We start from the raw sequence: 16747 nt of genomic DNA on the forward strand, positions 1-16747 counted from the left end.
TTCGAAGATGTGCGGAATTGTCGGATACGTCGGTCAGCAGGAAGTCGTCCCCATTCTCGTCGAAGGCCTCCGCAAGCTCGAATATCGCGGTTACGACAGTGCGGGAATCGCCATTCTCGGCGACGACGGTGTCGAGATCGTCAGGGCCGAAGGAAAGCTTGCGAACCTGGAAGCGAAACTCGCGGAACGTGACGAGCCGCTCAGCGGCCACTTCGGCCTGGGGCACACCCGCTGGGCCACACATGGAAAACCGACCGAGAACAACGCCCATCCGCATCGCGACTGCGAGGGGAAGGTCGTCGTCATCCACAACGGCATCATCGAGAACTTTCTCCCTCTTCGCGCACGTCTCGAAAAGAAAGGCCACGAGATCCGGACACAGACCGACACCGAGATCGTCGCCCACCTGATCGAAGATCACCGAAAAGGGGGGAAGTCGTTCCTCGACGCGGTCCGCGCTGCGCTGGCAGAGCTCGAGGGACACTACGCTCTGGTCATCGTCACCGTCGATGAGCCCGGAACGATCATCGCTGCGCGCCAGGGTCCCCCGCTCGTCGTCGGAATCGGCGAGGGGGAGAACATCGTCGCCTCGGACGTCACCCCGCTTCTCGCATACACGCGAAAGATCCTCTACCTCGAGGATGGCGAGCACGTCGTCGTCCGGGAAGACGGCGTCGAGATCTTCGACTCCGAGCTCAACCCCGTCGAGCGCGAGCCTAAGCGAATCACCTGGGATGCCGTGGCTGCCGAAAAGGAAGGCTACAAACATTACATGCTCAAAGAGATTCACGAGCAGCCCCGCGCCGTAAAAGACACGTTCACGGGACGAATGTTCGAAGCCAGCGGTGAGATCAACCTGCACGACCTCGAGATCGACGAGAAGCTGTTCAACAAGTTCCAAAAAATCCACATCATCGCCTGCGGCACCTCGTGGCATTCGGGACTCGTCGGCAAATTTCTTCTGGAAACCGCAACACGTCTTCCCGTCGAGGTCGATTACGGCTCCGAGTACCGCTACAGAGACCCGATTGTCGACGAGACGACTCTCGTCATCGGCGTCACCCAGTCGGGCGAGACCGCCGACACCATTGCCGGTATGCAGTCGGCGAAGGAGAAAGGCGCAACGCTCGTCTCGATCTGCAACGTCGTCGGATCCGCGGCAACCCGGATCTCCGACGGGATCATCTACACACATGCCGGCCCCGAGATCGGCGTCGCGTCGACCAAGGCATTCACCACCCAGCTCACCGCCCTCTATCTCATGACGCTCTTCTTCCGAGACCTTCGCGGAGAGGATCGGAAGGATCTCCAGTACGCGATGCACGAACTGGCGGTCATCCCGCACAAGATCGAGGAGATTCTCCGGAAGGAATCGCACATCGAGGAGATCGCAAATAAGTATTCGAAGGCCCGCGACTTTCTCTTTCTCGGACGAGGGGTGCATTATCCGATCGCGCTCGAAGGGGCTCTCAAGCTGAAGGAAATCTCCTACATTCACGCCGAGGGGTACCCGGCCGGTGAGATGAAGCATGGCCCGATCGCGCTGATCGACGAAAACCTTCCGATCGTCGGGATCGCGACCCACACCCCTGTCTACGACAAGGCGATCTCCAACCTTCAGGAGGCAAAATCACGCGACGGCAGGCTGATTCTGATCTGCGACGAAGGGGACGACGAAGTGAAAGCGATGGCCGACGACACGATCGAGATCCCCTGGACGATCGAACCTCTCCAGCCGATCCTGACCGTCATTCCAATGCAGCTTCTCGCCTATTACATCGCGCTTCGCCTCGGAAAGGACGTCGACCAGCCACGCAATCTCGCGAAGAGCGTCACGGTCGAGTAGACAGGAGACAGGAGACAGGAGACAGGATCCAGGGTTGAAGAGGCCACCGCCTCGTCATCCTGAGCAAGTGACCGGCGCCTTGCGACGGTGAATCGGAAATGACACCCGTGAGTGCAGAAACAACCGCACTCGCGTACTCAAACCAACGTCATCCTGAGCGGGCGGTTGGGCGGGCAGGCGAAGGACCTCGCAGGTTGGGACATCAGCCCAAGCGAAGCGCTGCAGGAGGGTCGAAGTCCAACAATTTCGTGGTCGTTTCATTAGGAGCCGCCGAAGGACGGCGAAGGATCTGGGGGCGGCTCGTGAGTCGACGGAGCGAGTTGATGCAAGGGCGACTCACGATCCCCCGGCCAGATTCTTCGCCCGCGCTCCGCCGGGCTCAGAATGACGAGTGCTTCGCTCTTCAACCTGAATCCTGTCTCCTGACTCCTGTCTTCCCCTCACGGTACCCGATAGACGAAGGCATTGATGTTCATCCCTGCGCCAACGGACGCGAAAACGACGTTGTCGCCACTCGAGATCGTGTGACCATCGAGCTCTCCGCGCAGGATCAGGTCGAGCATCGTCGGCAGCGTCGCGACCGAGCTGTTCCCCAGCCAGCCGATCGTCATCGGCATGACGTCCTCCGGTACGGGCATCTCGTAGAGGTCGTACAACGCCGTCACGATCGCCTCGTCCATTTTGTGATTCGCCTGATGGAGGAGAATCTTCGAAACATCGGCGAGCGGGACATCGGCGCGATCCAGACACTCGCGGATCGACCCCGCGACGGTTCGCAGCGCGTAGCGATAGAGCTTTCGCCCCTCCATCTTCAGGTAAATCTCGTCACCGAGGAGCTCCGGATTGAAGGACTGCGCCATGAAGAGCATTTCGAGCTCCTCACCGGTATCGGAGCGCACACCGTGCGCGAGGATTCCGACGCGCTCGTCGGCTTCCCGCGCTTCCAGAATCGTCGCGCCCGCGCCGTCCGAGTAGATCAGACTGTCCCGGTCATGTGGATCGGACACGCGAGAGAGCGCCTCCGCTCCGATCACCATCACGCGCTTCGCATCTCCCGCGCGGATCATCGTGTCTCCGACGATCATCCCCTGAAGCCAACCCGGACATCCGAAGACGAGATCCCACGCCGCGGCGCCCGGATTCTCGATTCCAAGGTGATGCTTGACCCGTGAGGCGAGCGCAGGAACGAGATCGGACCGGCGGGATCCGGCCCGAACGTCGCCAAAGTTGTGCGCGACGATGATAGCGTCGAGTGTCTCGCCATCGATACCCGACGAGCTCAACGCATTTCTCGCCGCCTCGGTTGCGAGATCCGAGGTCACCAGATCATCCGAGGCGTACCGGCGCTCACGAATCCCCGTGATCGACTCGAACTGTTCGAGGATCTGCTGGTTCGTCTTGTCGAACCGCGTACCGTCACCCAGTCGGAAGTCGTTCTCGACGAACTGTTCGTTCCTGACCCGAATCGGCGGAACGAAGCTTCCGGTCGCGGTGATCACCGATCGAGCTCGGCTCATCACATGGACATGCTACAACAGGGTTCGAGGTTTGAGGCTCGAGGTTGGAGGTTCGAGGTTGGCCGTTCGAGGATGCAAGCAAAAAAACGGGACACTCAGTCATCGAAACCGCCGCCCCAGGTAGCGCCGCTTTGTAAGCGGCCGTTTCGCCGGTTTTCAACCGGCCACTCAACCCATCCGAACGCCCAGGACAGCCTGGCTCTCTCTCGCCCGCCTCCGCCACACCTACCGTCCGTACCGTTTGGGTGTCAAAGTGTCGTTAGATGGAATACAATGTACTTTTTATGGTACTAACCGTCGGCTGGGACGCACGCTCGCGCAGCAGGGAGTCGCGAAGATCGCGGACGCGGGGGCGGTCCAGACTGCGGCCACGATCTCCTGCTTGATGGCCAGCAGCCCGTCCCGGTCATCCCGAGCGTGCGGTCGGGCGGGGAGCGAGGGACCCTCACTCAGTTCCTCCCCGGCCCGAGTCGGGAGGCATCGCTTCCTGCTATATTGACTCCCTCAATTCGAAAAAACTGACTCAAGGAGATCTGACGATGATCATGCGCATGGCCCTGAGTATGCTCGTTACGATTCCACTATTCGCGAACAACTCGGACGCGTTGCACGAGGCCGCCCTGCGCGGCGACCTCGCAACAGTCTCCCGCCTCCTCGATGAGGGAGTCGACCTTCGATTCAGCAGTGGGGGCCACACGGTGCTCGAAGTCTTGGAACGAGGACACGAAGAGGTCGGAAAGCTCCTGATGAAACGGTCCGATTCGACGATCTTTGCCGATGGGCTCCTTCAGTATCTGCTCGAGAATCATGATCCGGAGAGCGAGATCGTTGGGATCTTCTGGGAACGGCTCGACGAGATCTCGAGTCGGGAGACCGAACAGGAAGCTGCTTCGGCGATTCTGGCGGGTGAGGCGGCCGATGGGAACCTGCTCGCGATCCGAGCGCTGCTGGAGCGAGGAGTCCCCGTGGACGCTGGATTCGAGTCTCCGCTCATCGCCGCTGCGCGATCGGGACAGGCGGATGCCGCGAGGCTACTGATTGAGCATGGAGCCGACATTTCGAAAGAGGGCGTGGCCGGCGGGAACGCGATCATGATTGCGCTCCTCGAAGGCTTCCCGGAGGTTCTGGATGTCCTCCTCGAAGCGGAAGCGGACCTCAACGCCATCAGCAGTGAAGGAGATACGCCTCTCGGGCTCGCAGCGCGGTTCGGGGGGCCCGGGATGGTCGGCCGCCTTCTCGCGGTCGACGGCATCGAGATCGACATTCGGGACGGCGAAGGGAGGACCCCTCTGATGCACGCCGCGGAAATGGGCTGTGACCGGTGCGTCGCGCTCCTTCTGGATGCAGGTGCCGATCCGGCGCTCGAGGATCTTTCCGGCAGCACCGCGATTGAACTCGCCAGGGAACGGCAGTTCTCCAATATCGTTTCGCTTCTCACGGGAGACAAAACCCGTTTGAGCGAGGCGCTCGACCCAGCCGAGATCGTGCCGGTCGGAGTGAGAGAGAGCGAAGCGGTATGGCTCGATTCCCTGATGGAGGCATGGCTGGTGAGGCGTCAGTTCGACCACGTCGATTCTCGATTATCGAAGGATTTCTTCTCGACGACCGCGCGGAACATCTCGGGCGAGGCGGGAGGGGGCCTGCGAAGCCTTCTCGAGTTTCCGTTCGATCCGGAAGTGCGTTGCATCACGTTCTGTGGGAGCCTCGAGGAGTGTCTCGCCGAGGAGATCGAGGTGGAACCGCTCCTGGTCGACTCGGATGCGACGCTCGGGTTTCCGGCGCTGAGGAATCATGTGGGCAAGAGCGTTCTCGTGGCCGTCGCCAGTCTTGGTGACTGCGATATGTCGATCATGCTCGTGGCGACGCGCGGTGACGAGCCCGAGCTGCTCACCATCGAGCTCGCACCATCGTACTGACCCCGAGGTTCGGCGGCGGGAGGTTCAGCGTCAGGCGCGCGGCCGTCACCCGGTTGCAAATTGCCATCGCGCGTGCTCGCCAGGTCAGCGCCGGGCACCCGTCGCGCCATTTCCGGAGTCCGAGTACCCGGGTTGCGCTATGGAGCTACCGACGCAACACCGCCCTGACGGGGCCGGCGTCGGCGCCTTCGATTTTGAGAGGGGGTGCGATCAGCTCCCACGCCCCGGGCTCCACCCCCGCGAGCACGAGGCCTTCGAGAATCGCCATGTCGTTGCGCGCAACCATCGCATGCGCGGCGAGCGTTTTCGACGTGGCAGGATCGATCGATGGCGTGTCGATCCCCACCAGCCGGACCCCGCGACCTCCCAGCCAGGCGATCAGTTCAGGAGAGAGGCTCGTAAAATCGTCAGTCCACTGCTCCGGGTCCGGAAACGATCCCGTCCGGAAAAGGACCCGCTCCGGCCATGGCCCCGTCCGCGAGGGAAGATCGGATACGATCGCCGGGCGCGGGCCGACTCCTTCGATCGCAACGACCTCGCACGGTCCGATGTAGAGCTCGAGCGGCCGGGATGCGATGTCCTCTCCACCGCGCAGATAGTGGTTGGGAGCATCCGCGTGAGCCCCGATGTGACACGTCGCATGGATCGAGGAGAGCGTGAGGTGATCGCCCGAATCGAGATCCAGGCTGACGCTGCGGCTGAACGGAATGTCTCCCGGAAAAACCGCGTATCGCGACGAGACGAGAGGCGAAATGTCGACGAGTCTTTCGCTCACGCTTCGGCAATCGCCTTGAATTCGATCGCGATCGGCGTCGGGAGCGAATCGACACCGACGGTCGTCCGTGCCGGCGGGTCCGAACCGAATCTCTCCGCCCACACATCGTTGAACGTTTGAAAGTCCCTCTCCATGTCGGTCAGAAAGACAGTGACATCAACCAGCTTTTCCACCGAGCTTCCGGCTTCCTCGAGAACGCGCTCGAGATTCGCGATGACCGCGCGCGCCTGCTGCTCGAGATCGTACGAGACGAGCTTTCCGTTGTCGTCCAGGACGTTGCCCGGTACTTCGTTCGTGACTGGATCGCGTGGACCGATGCCGGACAGAAAAAGCATCGACCCGATCCGCCGGGCATGAGGATAAGCGCCAACCGGCTTCGGTGCCCGGGTCGAGAGCACTCTGTTCGACGATTGCCGCGCCGCGGGGGGATCCGGCACCGCGGCCGGCCCGGGGCGGAATGCCGTGACGTTGTGAGTCGAAAGTCCCGTCGACTGGGGAGCTTCCGTCTCAGCAGCAGCGAGCTCATCGAGGCTCAGCTCGTCGTACTCCTTCTCGAACTCCCGCGGCTCGTCGGTCGGCGTCAGCTCGATCAGCGCCGCTCCCGTCCCCCACACCGGGGCATATCCATGCACCTTCCCCCGGAATCGATTCGTCTCGCCCGCCACCGCGCCGAGCCACCACAGCCCCTTGAACCCCATGTCCGCATTCGCTTCGTCCGCGAATTGCCGGACGACTTCGGTCGCTTCCTGTAATCGCCCGTCTCCGAGGATCTCGAGCATCTTCTCGTTCCATTCATGATCCTTCTGGGACGAGATCCGGTCTTCGGCGGGATCGATCTCGGTGACGTGATAGCGGTTCGAAAGGTTCGAAACGAGAACGACCGCGATCTTCCGGCCATGCTTCCGGATCGCTTCCCGCCCGAGCGCACCGAGGCGACGCGTCTCCTCACGCTCCGCGTAGATGTTGCACGAAACGATCGAGATCGGCTTCGCGTTGCCCGGGTTGAGAAGCTTCATCGCGACGACCGTACCGGTATCCACCGGAAATCCCCGATAGTTGACCGTGGAGGCCTGCATCCCCTTCTCCCTGGCCAGCTCACAGTAAAGCTCGCCGAACGCCGGATCGACCCTCAGCTCGTAAGGGATCTCGCCGTACTCGTACCAGTTCTGATCGACCAGCGTCCACGCCGGCTTCGGATCGACCTGGAAAAGATGGCCGATCACTGAAAACCACTGCGTCGAGTAGACCAGGATGAGCTCGGCATCGGACTTCGCGATCTCTTCTCCCGCCCGGACATACGCTTCGCGCAGCTCGGCCCATCGAGGATTCTTTTCGGGAGCGAGATAGAAATGCGGCTGTCCTGCCGCAATGTAGACGTTCGTGATCAGATCCATGCCGTTCAGCCGGCCTTCGACTCGCCCGTGAGCTCCCCACCCCGCGTCTCGTGATCCCATCCGACGACCGCGTTGCCTGTGCCGATCACAGTCCAGTAGCCGTAGACTTCAGCCGGGTAGTCCGGGAACCCGAGGGCCGAGAGCATCCAGGCGAGCGAGCCCGCCTTGACCTCGCTCACCGCATGATCGATGAACTCGGGAAGCACCGCCACCAGCTCGCGGGTCCTCCCGGTTTTCATCATGTCGAGAACCTCCATGTCCCACAGATAGCCCGCATGCTGATAGATGTGCTCGCGCGACATGTCTTCCGGGATTTCCGGCTCGGTCGTGAAATGCCGGTGGGAAAGCGTATTCGACGCGAGAAGAATCGCTCGCCGGCCGCTCTTCTCGACCGCTTTCCTGGTCGCCTCACCGAGCCGGATCATCTCCTGCTGACCGATCTCGTTCGAAAAATAGTAGGGGGAGTTGTTCGACGAGATCCCGACGATCGGGATGTCCCAATCGGGATTCATCATGTGGCAGGAGACGATCGTTCCGTAATCGACGCGGAAGCTCGGATTCCGCATCATCTTCGTCGTCATCCCCATCTCCCGTCCCTCCTCGGCGATCATCTCGGCGAGCTCGACGTCGACTCTGATGTCGTAGTTGAAGCGGAAGAGGTTCGGAAAGATCGGATCGACCGAGAGGCCGTGAAACTCCTCGATTCCAAGGAAATGATGCCCGACGATGGTTTGCCAGTGCGGGCTGTGAACGATGAAGACGTCCGGTTTGCGAGGGAGAAAGTCCTTTCGCGCTCGTTCATAGCCCCACCGGAGCACTTCCCATCCACACTCCGACTTCGGCTCGTTGCGCGGATGGTTTTCTCCGTAAACGATGTGAGGGGGGTGTGGGGCCAGCATGCCCGCGATGATCGTTCCGGTCCGGTCAGCCATCAGTTCCTCTTCCGGCTACTACTCTATAACGGTTGCGGAGTAGGAAAGAGAGAAGAGTGAGGAGTGAAGAGTGAAGAGTGAAGAGTGAAGAGTGAGGAGTGAAGAGTGAAGAGTGAAGAGTGAAGAGTGAAGAGTGAAGAGTGAAGAGTGAAGAGTGAAAAAAGGCGTATCACCGGGAACTTTCTGGCATCTCGTTAAGGTGCGGCTCGGCAGGAGCCTCGCCCTCGCCGCTCTGCTGAGCTTTCCCGCTCTGCTGAGACGTGGCGACTCCGCGTATTCTTTCACTCTTCTCTCTTCACTCTTCACTCTTCACTCTTCTCTCTTCTCTCTTCTCTCTTCACTCTTCACCTTTTCACTCTTCTCCAGCGCCTTTCCGAGACGGCGAACGCCTTCCCTGATCTTCTCCGGCGAGCTCGCGTAGGAGATCCGAAGAAAGCCTTCTCCGGAATCGCCGAATGCGACGCCCGGAATCATCAGCACCTTCGCCTCGGTGGCGAGACTCCTCGCGAATTCGAGCGTCCGGCACGTCGGTACCGGCTGAAAGATGTAGAAGGCTCCCTCGCTCGCACTCTCCACCGGGCCGACGTGCTCTTCGAGTCCTTCGATCGCGACGCTTCGCTGCATGGCGAACTGCTCTCGCGCCCGCCGCAGCCAGTCCTCGTTCCACGCCTTTTCGCGCAGGACCAGCTCGGCCAGTTTCTGTGAATACGTCGATGCGCAGATCGTCATGTAGTGGTGGGCCTTTCGAAGCGTCGCCATCAGATCCAGAGAGGCGCCCATCCACCCGAGCCTCAGCCCCGTCAACCCGTGGCTTTTCGACAGACTCGACATGACGACGACATGCGAGCTCCGCTCCGCTGCAGTCGCCGGCCGCGAGCCGGTATGGAAGATCTCCCGGTAGACCTCGTCGCTGACGACGATGAAGCCGTGTTTTTCCGCCAGCCGGACGACCGCGTCGACCTGGTCTTCCGGGAGCACGCCGCCCGTCGGATTCGAGGGAGAGTTGATCAATATTGCTTTGGTCGCCGGGGTCACCAGCGCCTCGAGCTGCTCGACATCGATTCCCCATTTTCCGGGAACGAGTTGATACGGAACGGGCTCTCCGCCCGCGAGACTGATCATCGATGCATAGACCGCGAAGCCAGGATCAGGAGTCAGCACTTCGTCACCCGGTCCGACAAACGCCTGCATGAACGCGTACAGCGCCTCTTCCGAGCCGGTGGTCACGCAGATCTCGTCCGGAGTCAGCCCGTAACTCCTGCCGATGAGCTCCCGAAGCTCGACGGAGCCCGGAACTGCGGAGTAGCCGGTCTCGCACTCCCGCGCCGCACGCTCCATCAGCGAGCGCAACATGGCGTCCGGTTCGAGATTCGGCTCGCCGAGCCCCAGATTCACACAATCCGGTGTACCGAGATCGTTGATCTGCCGGATCAGCGACAGACCGATCGAATCGAATCGGGCTGCCGGTCGAATCGAGCTCAACGGAGCGCTTCCTCGAGCGCCGTCGCAGCGTCGGTCTTCTCATCCCGGTACTTCACGATCACCGGTGTCGTCACCGACAGGCCATGCTCCTTCGCGAACTCCCCTCTCATCGGACGGGCACCGGGGATGACGACCGCGCCAAACGGAATCTCGAGAGCGCGCTCTTTCGTCTTTCGATAGATCTGATCCCGCACGGCGTCGTAAACCGGCGTCGACGCCGTGATCACGACCCCGGCACCGATGACGGCCTTCGACCGGACGATCGTTCCTTCGTAGAGACCGGCATTTCCCCCGACGATGACGTCGTCCTCGACCACGACGGGAACGTTGCCGATCGGCTCGAGCACGCCTCCGATCTGTGCAGCGGCGCTGAGATGACACCGCTGGCCGATCTGCGCGCACGAGCCGACGAGTGCATGAGAGTCGATCATCGTGTTCTCGCCGACCCAGGCGCCGATGTTCACGTAGGCAGGCGGCATCATCACGACGCCTTTCGCGACGTACGCCCCTCTTCTGATCGAAGACCCGCCCGGAACGATTCGAACCTCGTCGTTTTTCGTGAATTTGCGCGAGGGAATGGTGTCCTTGTCGACGAACGACAGCGCTCCGGAAGCAAAGTCGGCCAGAACTCCGTGTCTGAACGCGAGAAGGATTCCCTCCTTGACCCAGGTATTCGCGGTCCACGTTCCCATGTCGTCTCGTTCTGCCGAGCGAATCTCCCCCTTTTCGAGCGCCGTAAGAAAGAGTCCGATCACACGAAGCGCTTCGGCTCGGGGCGTCTTCGGGTTGTCCTTCAGCTCCTCGATCCGGCTTCGGATGGCTTCGACATCGAGTCCTCCATAGGTCATGGCTTCTCCTCCCCGGGAAGTCCGCATTCCTCGATGATCTCGCGAAGGCGCCGGCGAGACTCGTCGGAGATCGGCGCGAGCGGACTGCGGACCGCTTCGCTCGGCAGCTCTCCCAGCATCGAAAGGACGGCCTTGGCGGGAGCGGGATTCGATTCAATGAAATTGCCGGTCATCAGAGGAAGGATTCTGAAGTGAATTTCTCGGGCTCTTTTCCAGTCGCCCTCGAGTGCGGAACGTACCATGGATGACATCAGCCGAGGAATCTCATTGGCGGCCACGGAGATCACGCCATCGGCTCCGAGCGCGATGATGGGGAGCGTCCACGCGTCGTCGCCGCTGATGACGAGAAATCCATCGTCCCGCAACCGTAGAATCTCCTGGATCTGATCGAGGTTCGCCGACGCTTCCTTCACACCGATGACATTGGGGAGATCGCGGCTCAGCCCGAGCACCGTCGCAGCAGCGAGGTTGCAACCTGTCCTTCCCGGAACGTTGTAGACGATCAGCGGGACGCCGCTCTTCTTCTTCTCGACGGCCTCGGCTTGGGCGCCGAAGTGGCGGCGCAACCCGTCCTGCGAGGGCTTGTTGTAGTAGGGAGTGATCGTCAGCAATCCGTCGGCGCCGAGGTCGATCGCCTCGAGCGAGAACTCGATCGCCTTGCCGGTCGCGTTCGAGCCCGCGCCCGCAAGCACCGGCACCCGTCCGTTGCTGACCTCGATCGTCAGTTCGATGACGCGGAGGTGCTCTTCGAAGCTGAGCGTCGGATTCTCGCCGGTCGTGCCACACGGGACGAGGTAGTCGACGCCCCCGTCGATCTGGCGCTCCACCAGTTTTCGGAAAGTCGGCTCGTCGAGCGCTCCGCTTTTCGTGAAGGGAGTGACGAGCGCGACTCCGGTTCCTCTGAAACGTTCGGAATTCATGTCCGATGACCGGTGGCAAAAGGGAGGCCATGGTTGAAGGTTGGAAGTTCGGAACCCACGTCATCCTGAGCCCGGCGAAGCGCGTGCGAAGGATCTGGCGGACGGTCGTGACTCGATGTGACCAGCGCCTGCAGAGGCGACTCACGAGCCCCCGCCCAGATTCTTCGCCGTCCTTCGGCGGCTCAGAATGACGTGGCTTTGGATATGGCGAAAGTGGATCGAACCCCGAACCTCCAACTTCCAACCCCCGCCCGGTTAGCGATAGATTTCCGGCGACCGATGATCCATCCCAGTCCCATCGTCCTCGAAAACGATGCGATCCGTCTCGAACCGCTGATCCCGGAGCATGCGCCGGATCTCGTCCGGGCGGTTCAGGATGACGAGTTGTGGAAGCTCTGGTACACGGCCGTGCCCGAGCCATCCGATGTGTACGGATACATCGAACGCGCGCTCGCTGGCCAGAACGAAGGTTCCATGCTTCCATGGGCTGTTCGCGAGAAGAACTCCGGCGCGATCATCGGGTCGTCGCGGTATCACGACATCGTCGCCGCGATCGATCGGGTCGAGATCGGGTACACCTGGTACTCGAAGCAATGGCAGAGAAGACACGTGAACACGAACTGCAAGCTCCTGCTGCTCGGGCACGCATTCGAGCGGCTGGGGTGCGCGGTCGTCGGCTTTCGTACGGACAACTTCAATCGCGCTTCGCAACGCGCGATCGAAGCTCTCGGTGCCAAACGGGACGGGATTCTGCGCCATCACCAGGAGCGACGTGACGGTACGGCTCGAGACAGCTACATGTACAGCATCCTCGCCTCTGAATGGCCCGATGTGAAGCGCCATCTCCAGCTCCGTCTCGACCGGAATGCTGCGTCAGGGTGACGAGAGTTTTCGAGGCTCGAAACCTCCAGCCTCAACTCGCGACGGCGAGGGTCATCGGCTGCTGTCCGCCCATGCCGTTTTCCCCTCCGAAGGGCTGCCAGCCCTCGACCACCTCCCGGCGGACCGCGGCGCGAGCCGGCTCTTCAGCGCTCGCCCACACTGCCGAGAGCGGGGTGCTCGCCAGGTACTGGTCGAGGAACTCAGCGGGTGGAGGCATGGTCAGGGGGATTTTCTCCTCCCGGATGTCCATCGTGTCGAACCCTCCGTCGCGAAGCAGCTTCTCGATCTCGTTCCTCTCGTGGAGCGAGAAAACCTGGCGCACGAAACCCGCCGCGGGAGGCTCGAGGTGCCGACCCAGGGCCTGCTCGAGCACGCCGAACAACGGTGTCATCGGGCCCGGCAGGCTCAGCAGCACTCGGCCTTCCGGCGTCAGTACCCGCCGCATCTCGCGGATTGCCTGAACGCGGTCCTGGAAGAACTGCAGGGACATCTGGCAGAGAACGACGTCGAACGCGTCGTCGCCGAGAGGAATCGACTCGGCCGGCGCCTGATGCCATTCCACCGGGGCCTCCTCCGGCACGACCGTGGATGCGACCGCGAGCATTGCCGGGTTCACGTCGATGCCCACGACCGAACCTTCGGGGCCTACCTTCTCGATGGCCATCCGCGCGACGATTCCCGTGCCGCATCCGACGTCGAGCGCCCGTTCACCCGGCTCCAGACGCGCGGCCTCGGTCAGATGCTCGGCAACCGGTCTGCCGATCGCCGGGACGAAGAAACGCTCGTAATTCTCCGCCGCGATGATCCCGTGAGATTTTTCGAAATCCGCTGGTGCCATGGCTCAAAACCGTAGAGGATCACCGCCGATGATGCAAGTTCAGAACAGGATCCTCTATAACTCCATCAGTTCCGCAAAGCTCATGAATCCCGTACTGCCTCCGATCCGCTCCGCCGCCAGGACCGCCCCGGTGGCGAACCCGTCGCGGCTTCGCGCACGGTGGGAGAGCTCGACCAGATCCTCGGGCGAATCGAGAAAGAGCGTGTGAAGGCCGAACTCCGCGCCGACGCGCGAGGAGACGATCGGCGGCTGCTCTCCGAAGCCTTCGGCGAAGACCTTTCCCAACCGGATCGCCGTGCCGCTCGGCGCATCCTTCTTCTGCGAATGGTGCCGCTCCTCGATCCCCGCCTCGAATCCGCCGAACTTACTCGCGAGCTCACCCGCGACTACCCCGAGCCGGAAGAGGATGTTCGCGCCGGGCGAGAAGTTGGCCGCATGGACCATCCCGATTTCGGCCTTCTCAACTCGTTTCCGGATTTCATCCTCGCGGTCGTTCCAGCCCGTCGTTCCCGTGACGAGCGCTTTTCCGGCCTCGCAGGCCGCTTGGACGACCCGGTCGATCGCGTCGGCGTGCGAAAAGTCGATGATGACATTTGCATCGCCGATCGCGGCCGGGGAGATCGGATTGGAGGAATCGAATCGACCGGCGATCTCGTGGCCGCGCGATTCGCAGACGCGCTCGACCGCCCGGCCCATCCGTCCGGTTCCGTGAATGGCGAGTTTCATGGAATCCGGCTTTCCGAGTACGCCGGCTCGTATTTGATCTCGACGAAGAGCTCGTTCATGGATGAATCATACCCGCGGCCAGGGCAGACGCTCGTGGAATGATACGCGCCGGTTGGAAACCGGCGATACGGCCGCTTGAAAAGCGGCGCTACATTGGCCTTTGGAACGCGCCTAGCTTTCGAAGGCGGCGTGGTGAATCTTGCGCACCGCGTCCTCCGCGTCCTCTTCGCTCACGACGACGGTGAGGTTGAGCCCGGACCTCGCGAGCGACATCATCGCGATCGGAACGTCCTTCAGCGATGCGAAGATCCTCGAGGCGGTCGGCGGATCTCCGAGGATCTCGCGACCGACGATCGCGATCGCCGCGTAGCCGGACTCGACATCGACTCGCCCGAACTCCGCCAGCCCCTTCTCGATCTCGTCGAGCCGTGCGTGAGCGTCGACGGTCAGCGAGATCGAGACCTCCGAGGTCGCGATGACGTCCACTGAAGCTTCCACCCGTGCGAAAACGTCCAGGACGCTGGCGAGAATGCCGTGCGTCCCGAGCATCCTGGGCGAGCTCACCGTCACGATCGCCATCCCCGAACTGATTGCGACCGCCCGCGGGCGGCATCGCGTCCCGTCTCCGTCCCGAGAGATCAGCGTTCCCGGGCTCGATGGGTTGCCTGTGTTCCTGATGCGCACCGGGATGTCGCGCTCGACGGCCGGTTCGATCGTTCGCGGATGGAGCACCTTCGCCCCGAAATAAGCGAGCTCGGCCGCTTCGGCATACGTGAGCTGCTCGATGAGCCTCGCTCCCGGGATCATTCGCGGATCGGAGGTCATCATCCCGTCGACGTCGGTCCAGATCTGGATCTCCTCGGCGCCGATCGCCGCCCCGACGATCGCGGCGCTGTAATCCGATCCGCCTCGACCGAGGGTCGTGATCGCCCCGGACATCGCCCGGCCGTAGTACCCCCCCATCACAGGGATCCGCCCCTTCTCGACCTCGGGGATGATCTTCTCGGCCGCGGCGCGCGCTGTCGCCTCCATGATGGGCTCGGCGTTGCCGAACGCTTCGTTGGTCCGGATCACCTCACCGGAGTCGACGTGAACGGCGCGAAGTCTTCGGGTGCGGACCGTATACGCGAAGAGCACCGACGACAGGGTCTCGCCGAGCGAGACGATCTTGTCGCGGGCGCGCGGACTGACCTCACCGACCAGGCTGAGGCCGCGGAGCACGGCGAGGATCTCGTCGAGCTGCCTTCCGAGCTGCGAGTTGAACGATTCGAAAAAATCGGATTTCTGGATGACGAGCTCGTTGGCGACTTCCTCATGGCGCGTCCTCACCTTCGCGACGGTTCTCTGCGCCGCTTCCCAGTCACCGGCGGCTGCATCGGCTGCGGCCTGGACGAGATCGTTTGTGACGCCCGAGAGCGCGGATACGACGACGACCGCCCCCCGGTCGGCGACCTCCGAGACGATTCCGATCGCTCGGGAAAGGGCCTCGACGCTTCCGACGGAGGTTCCTCCGAACTTGAGAACGATCATCCTGCTGGTACGAGCCCCTTCGCGTGAATCAATTCGGCGTTCAGGAGCGCCGCCCCGGCGGCTCCACGGATCGTGTTGTGAACGAGCGCAACCATCCGGACGTCGAGAACCGGACAGGAGCGAAGACGTCCGACCGTGACGACCATCCCTCTTCCACTGTCGCGATCCAGGCGCGGCTGCGGCCGGTCGTCTTCCTCGGCAAGCACCACCGGTTTCGGCGGCGCCGAAGGAAGCCTGAGTCGCTGCGGCTCCCCCTCGAAGTTCCGGATTGCTTCACGGGCATCCTCGATCAGCACGTCGATCGGAAAGCTCTGTCGAAGATTTTCACTGTACCGATACCGGAAAGAGATGCAGACCATGTGTCCGTCGGTGACCGGCACCCGGTTGGCGTGGGCTGAGATCGTGATCGGAGCCTCGCGGAAACCATCGCTTTCCCACAGCCCGAGAATTCTCTGCGGCTCGGACTCGATCTTCTCTTCCTCTCCGCCAATGTGAGGAACCACGTTATCGCTGATGTCCCAGGCAGTTACCCCGGCGTACCCTGCTCCTGAAATCGCCTGCATCGTCGCCACGTGCATCGTTTCGATGCCGTGCTGTCGTTCGATCGGAGCGATGGCGAGAGTCAGACCGATCGTGGAGCAGTTCGGGTTCGTGACGATGAAGCCTTCCCCTCCGCGTCGCGCCTTCTGCCGCTCGATGGCGTCGAGGTGACCGGCATTGATCTCAGGAATCAGCAGGGGAACGTCCGGGTCCATTCGATGGTTCTTCGCATTCGAGATGACCGCGTGCCCCCTGTCCGCGTACGTCTCCTCCGCGGATCCGGCAACTGACGAATCGAGAGCCGAGAAAACGATCCGGCTCGACAGCTCGGAGCCGAGCTCTTTGACCACCATTCCAGCGGCTTCCTCCGGCAATCGCGTCGAAAGCCGCCACGGAGCTGCGTCGGCGTAATTCCTCCCGGCACTCCGCTCCGATGCAACCAGCTCCGAAACACGGAACCACGGGTGCTCTTCGAGAAGCTGGACGAAGCGCTGCCCGACGGAGCCCGTGGCTCCGAGGACCGCAACCGGAAGGCGCCCTCCATCGAGCACCTCCTGCGGCAACTGTTCAGATTCGGTCTCGGCGACTGTCATCGGTGTGG

At 62.2% G+C, this 16747-nt stretch carries 15 protein-coding genes; 3 read left to right on the plus strand and 12 right to left on the minus strand.

Annotation, left to right across the window (positions count from 1 at the left end):
• Positions 1–7 precede the first annotated feature (7 nt).
• Entirely contained in the window at positions 8–1846 is a 1839-nt protein-coding gene (gene glmS, locus KY459_07970; protein MBW3564647.1) for a glutamine--fructose-6-phosphate transaminase (isomerizing), read from the plus strand.
• 440 nt (positions 1847–2286) lie between these two features.
• On the opposite strand, the gene KY459_07975 is transcribed toward glmS, so the two are convergent.
• Complete coding sequence (locus tag KY459_07975) at positions 2287–3363, minus strand: ketoacyl-ACP synthase III (protein ID MBW3564648.1); 1077 nt, start codon at positions 3361–3363, stop codon at positions 2287–2289.
• Positions 3364–3902: 539 nt separating this feature from the next.
• Between KY459_07975 and KY459_07980 the strand changes: the two genes are divergently transcribed.
• Entirely contained in the window at positions 3903–5279 is a 1377-nt protein-coding gene (locus KY459_07980) for an ankyrin repeat domain-containing protein (protein ID MBW3564649.1), read from the plus strand.
• A 145-nt stretch (positions 5280–5424) separates the two neighbouring features.
• Here the strand turns inward: KY459_07980 and KY459_07985 are convergent, their stop codons facing one another.
• The 7 genes from KY459_07985 to dapA all read right to left on the minus strand — a co-directional run bounded on the left by KY459_07985 (position 5425) and on the right by dapA (position 11630).
• The gene (locus tag KY459_07985) at positions 5425–6054 is read right to left on the minus strand and encodes a cyclase family protein (protein MBW3564650.1); all 630 of its coding nucleotides are present in this window, start codon (positions 6052–6054) and stop codon (positions 5425–5427) included.
• Positions 6051–6752 carry a hypothetical protein gene (locus tag KY459_07990; GenBank protein ID MBW3564651.1) on the minus strand — a complete coding sequence of 234 codons (702 nt, stop codon included), beginning with the start codon at positions 6750–6752 and terminating at the stop codon, positions 6051–6053. Before KY459_07990 ends, KY459_07985 begins: the two co-directional genes overlap by 4 nt.
• 701 nt (positions 6753–7453) lie before the next feature.
• Positions 7454–8380 (minus strand): tRNA U-34 5-methylaminomethyl-2-thiouridine biosynthesis protein, encoded by a 927-nt coding sequence (locus KY459_07995; protein MBW3564652.1) that lies wholly within the window; start codon positions 8378–8380, stop codon positions 7454–7456.
• Positions 8381–8398: 18 nt separating this feature from the next.
• Complete coding sequence (locus KY459_08000) at positions 8399–8665, minus strand: hypothetical protein (protein MBW3564653.1); 267 nt, start codon at positions 8663–8665, stop codon at positions 8399–8401.
• A 24-nt stretch (positions 8666–8689) separates the two neighbouring features.
• Positions 8690–9862, minus strand: coding sequence for a pyridoxal phosphate-dependent aminotransferase (locus tag KY459_08005; protein ID MBW3564654.1), 1173 nt, complete (start codon positions 9860–9862; stop codon positions 8690–8692).
• Complete coding sequence (locus tag KY459_08010) at positions 9859–10710, minus strand: 2,3,4,5-tetrahydropyridine-2,6-dicarboxylate N-succinyltransferase (protein MBW3564655.1); 852 nt, start codon at positions 10708–10710, stop codon at positions 9859–9861. The genes KY459_08005 and KY459_08010 overlap by 4 nt, the downstream gene beginning before the upstream one ends.
• Positions 10707–11630 (minus strand): 4-hydroxy-tetrahydrodipicolinate synthase, encoded by a 924-nt coding sequence (dapA, locus tag KY459_08015; GenBank protein ID MBW3564656.1) that lies wholly within the window; start codon positions 11628–11630, stop codon positions 10707–10709. The genes KY459_08010 and dapA overlap by 4 nt, the downstream gene beginning before the upstream one ends.
• A 279-nt stretch (positions 11631–11909) precedes the next feature.
• Here dapA and KY459_08020 point away from each other — a divergent pair, with 279 nt between their 5' ends.
• A complete protein-coding gene (locus KY459_08020) occupies positions 11910–12512 on the plus strand; it encodes a GNAT family N-acetyltransferase (GenBank protein MBW3564657.1) in 603 nt (200 codons plus the stop codon).
• Positions 12513–12543: 31 nt separating this feature from the next.
• Here the strand turns inward: KY459_08020 and KY459_08025 are convergent, their stop codons facing one another.
• The 4 genes from KY459_08025 to asd form a co-directional block, all read right to left on the minus strand.
• Positions 12544–13350 (minus strand): methyltransferase domain-containing protein, encoded by an 807-nt coding sequence (locus tag KY459_08025; protein MBW3564658.1) that lies wholly within the window; start codon positions 13348–13350, stop codon positions 12544–12546.
• Between the two features lie 54 nt (positions 13351–13404).
• The gene (locus tag KY459_08030; GenBank protein MBW3564659.1) at positions 13405–14076 is read right to left on the minus strand and encodes a 4-hydroxy-tetrahydrodipicolinate reductase; all 672 of its coding nucleotides are present in this window, start codon (positions 14074–14076) and stop codon (positions 13405–13407) included.
• 171 nt (positions 14077–14247) lie between these two features.
• Entirely contained in the window at positions 14248–15606 is a 1359-nt protein-coding gene (locus tag KY459_08035) for an aspartate kinase (protein MBW3564660.1), read from the minus strand.
• Complete coding sequence (gene asd, locus KY459_08040; GenBank protein MBW3564661.1) at positions 15603–16739, minus strand: aspartate-semialdehyde dehydrogenase; 1137 nt, start codon at positions 16737–16739, stop codon at positions 15603–15605. Before asd ends, KY459_08035 begins: the two co-directional genes overlap by 4 nt.
• Positions 16740–16747: the final 8 nt, after the last annotated feature.

It is taken from the genome of Acidobacteriota bacterium (genome assembly GCA_019347945.1).
Classification (GTDB): Bacteria; Acidobacteriota; Thermoanaerobaculia; order Gp7-AA8; family JAHWKK01; genus JAHWKK01.

Excerpts from the sequence above, each read along its gene's own strand:
- glmS (MBW3564647.1), top strand. The coding sequence starts at position 8 with ATGTGCGGAATTGTCGGATACGTCGGTCAGCAGGAAGTCGTCCCCATT.
- KY459_07975 (MBW3564648.1), bottom strand. The coding sequence starts at position 3,363 with ATGAGCCGAGCTCGATCGGTGATCACCGCGACCGGAAGCTTCGTTCCG.
- KY459_07980 (MBW3564649.1), top strand. The coding sequence starts at position 3,903 with ATGATCATGCGCATGGCCCTGAGTATGCTCGTTACGATTCCACTATTC.
- KY459_07990 (MBW3564651.1), bottom strand. The coding sequence starts at position 6,752 with ATGGGGTTCAAGGGGCTGTGGTGGCTCGGCGCGGTGGCGGGCGAGACG.
- KY459_07995 (MBW3564652.1), bottom strand. The coding sequence starts at position 8,380 with ATGGCTGACCGGACCGGAACGATCATCGCGGGCATGCTGGCCCCACAC.
- KY459_08010 (MBW3564655.1), bottom strand. The coding sequence starts at position 10,710 with ATGACCTATGGAGGACTCGATGTCGAAGCCATCCGAAGCCGGATCGAG.
- dapA (MBW3564656.1), bottom strand. The coding sequence starts at position 11,630 with ATGAATTCCGAACGTTTCAGAGGAACCGGAGTCGCGCTCGTCACTCCC.
- KY459_08020 (MBW3564657.1), top strand. The coding sequence starts at position 11,910 with ATGATCCATCCCAGTCCCATCGTCCTCGAAAACGATGCGATCCGTCTC.
- KY459_08025 (MBW3564658.1), bottom strand. The coding sequence starts at position 13,350 with ATGGCACCAGCGGATTTCGAAAAATCTCACGGGATCATCGCGGCGGAG.
- KY459_08030 (MBW3564659.1), bottom strand. The coding sequence starts at position 14,076 with ATGAAACTCGCCATTCACGGAACCGGACGGATGGGCCGGGCGGTCGAG.
- KY459_08035 (MBW3564660.1), bottom strand. The coding sequence starts at position 15,606 with ATGATCGTTCTCAAGTTCGGAGGAACCTCCGTCGGAAGCGTCGAGGCC.
- asd (MBW3564661.1), bottom strand. The coding sequence starts at position 16,739 with ATGACAGTCGCCGAGACCGAATCTGAACAGTTGCCGCAGGAGGTGCTC.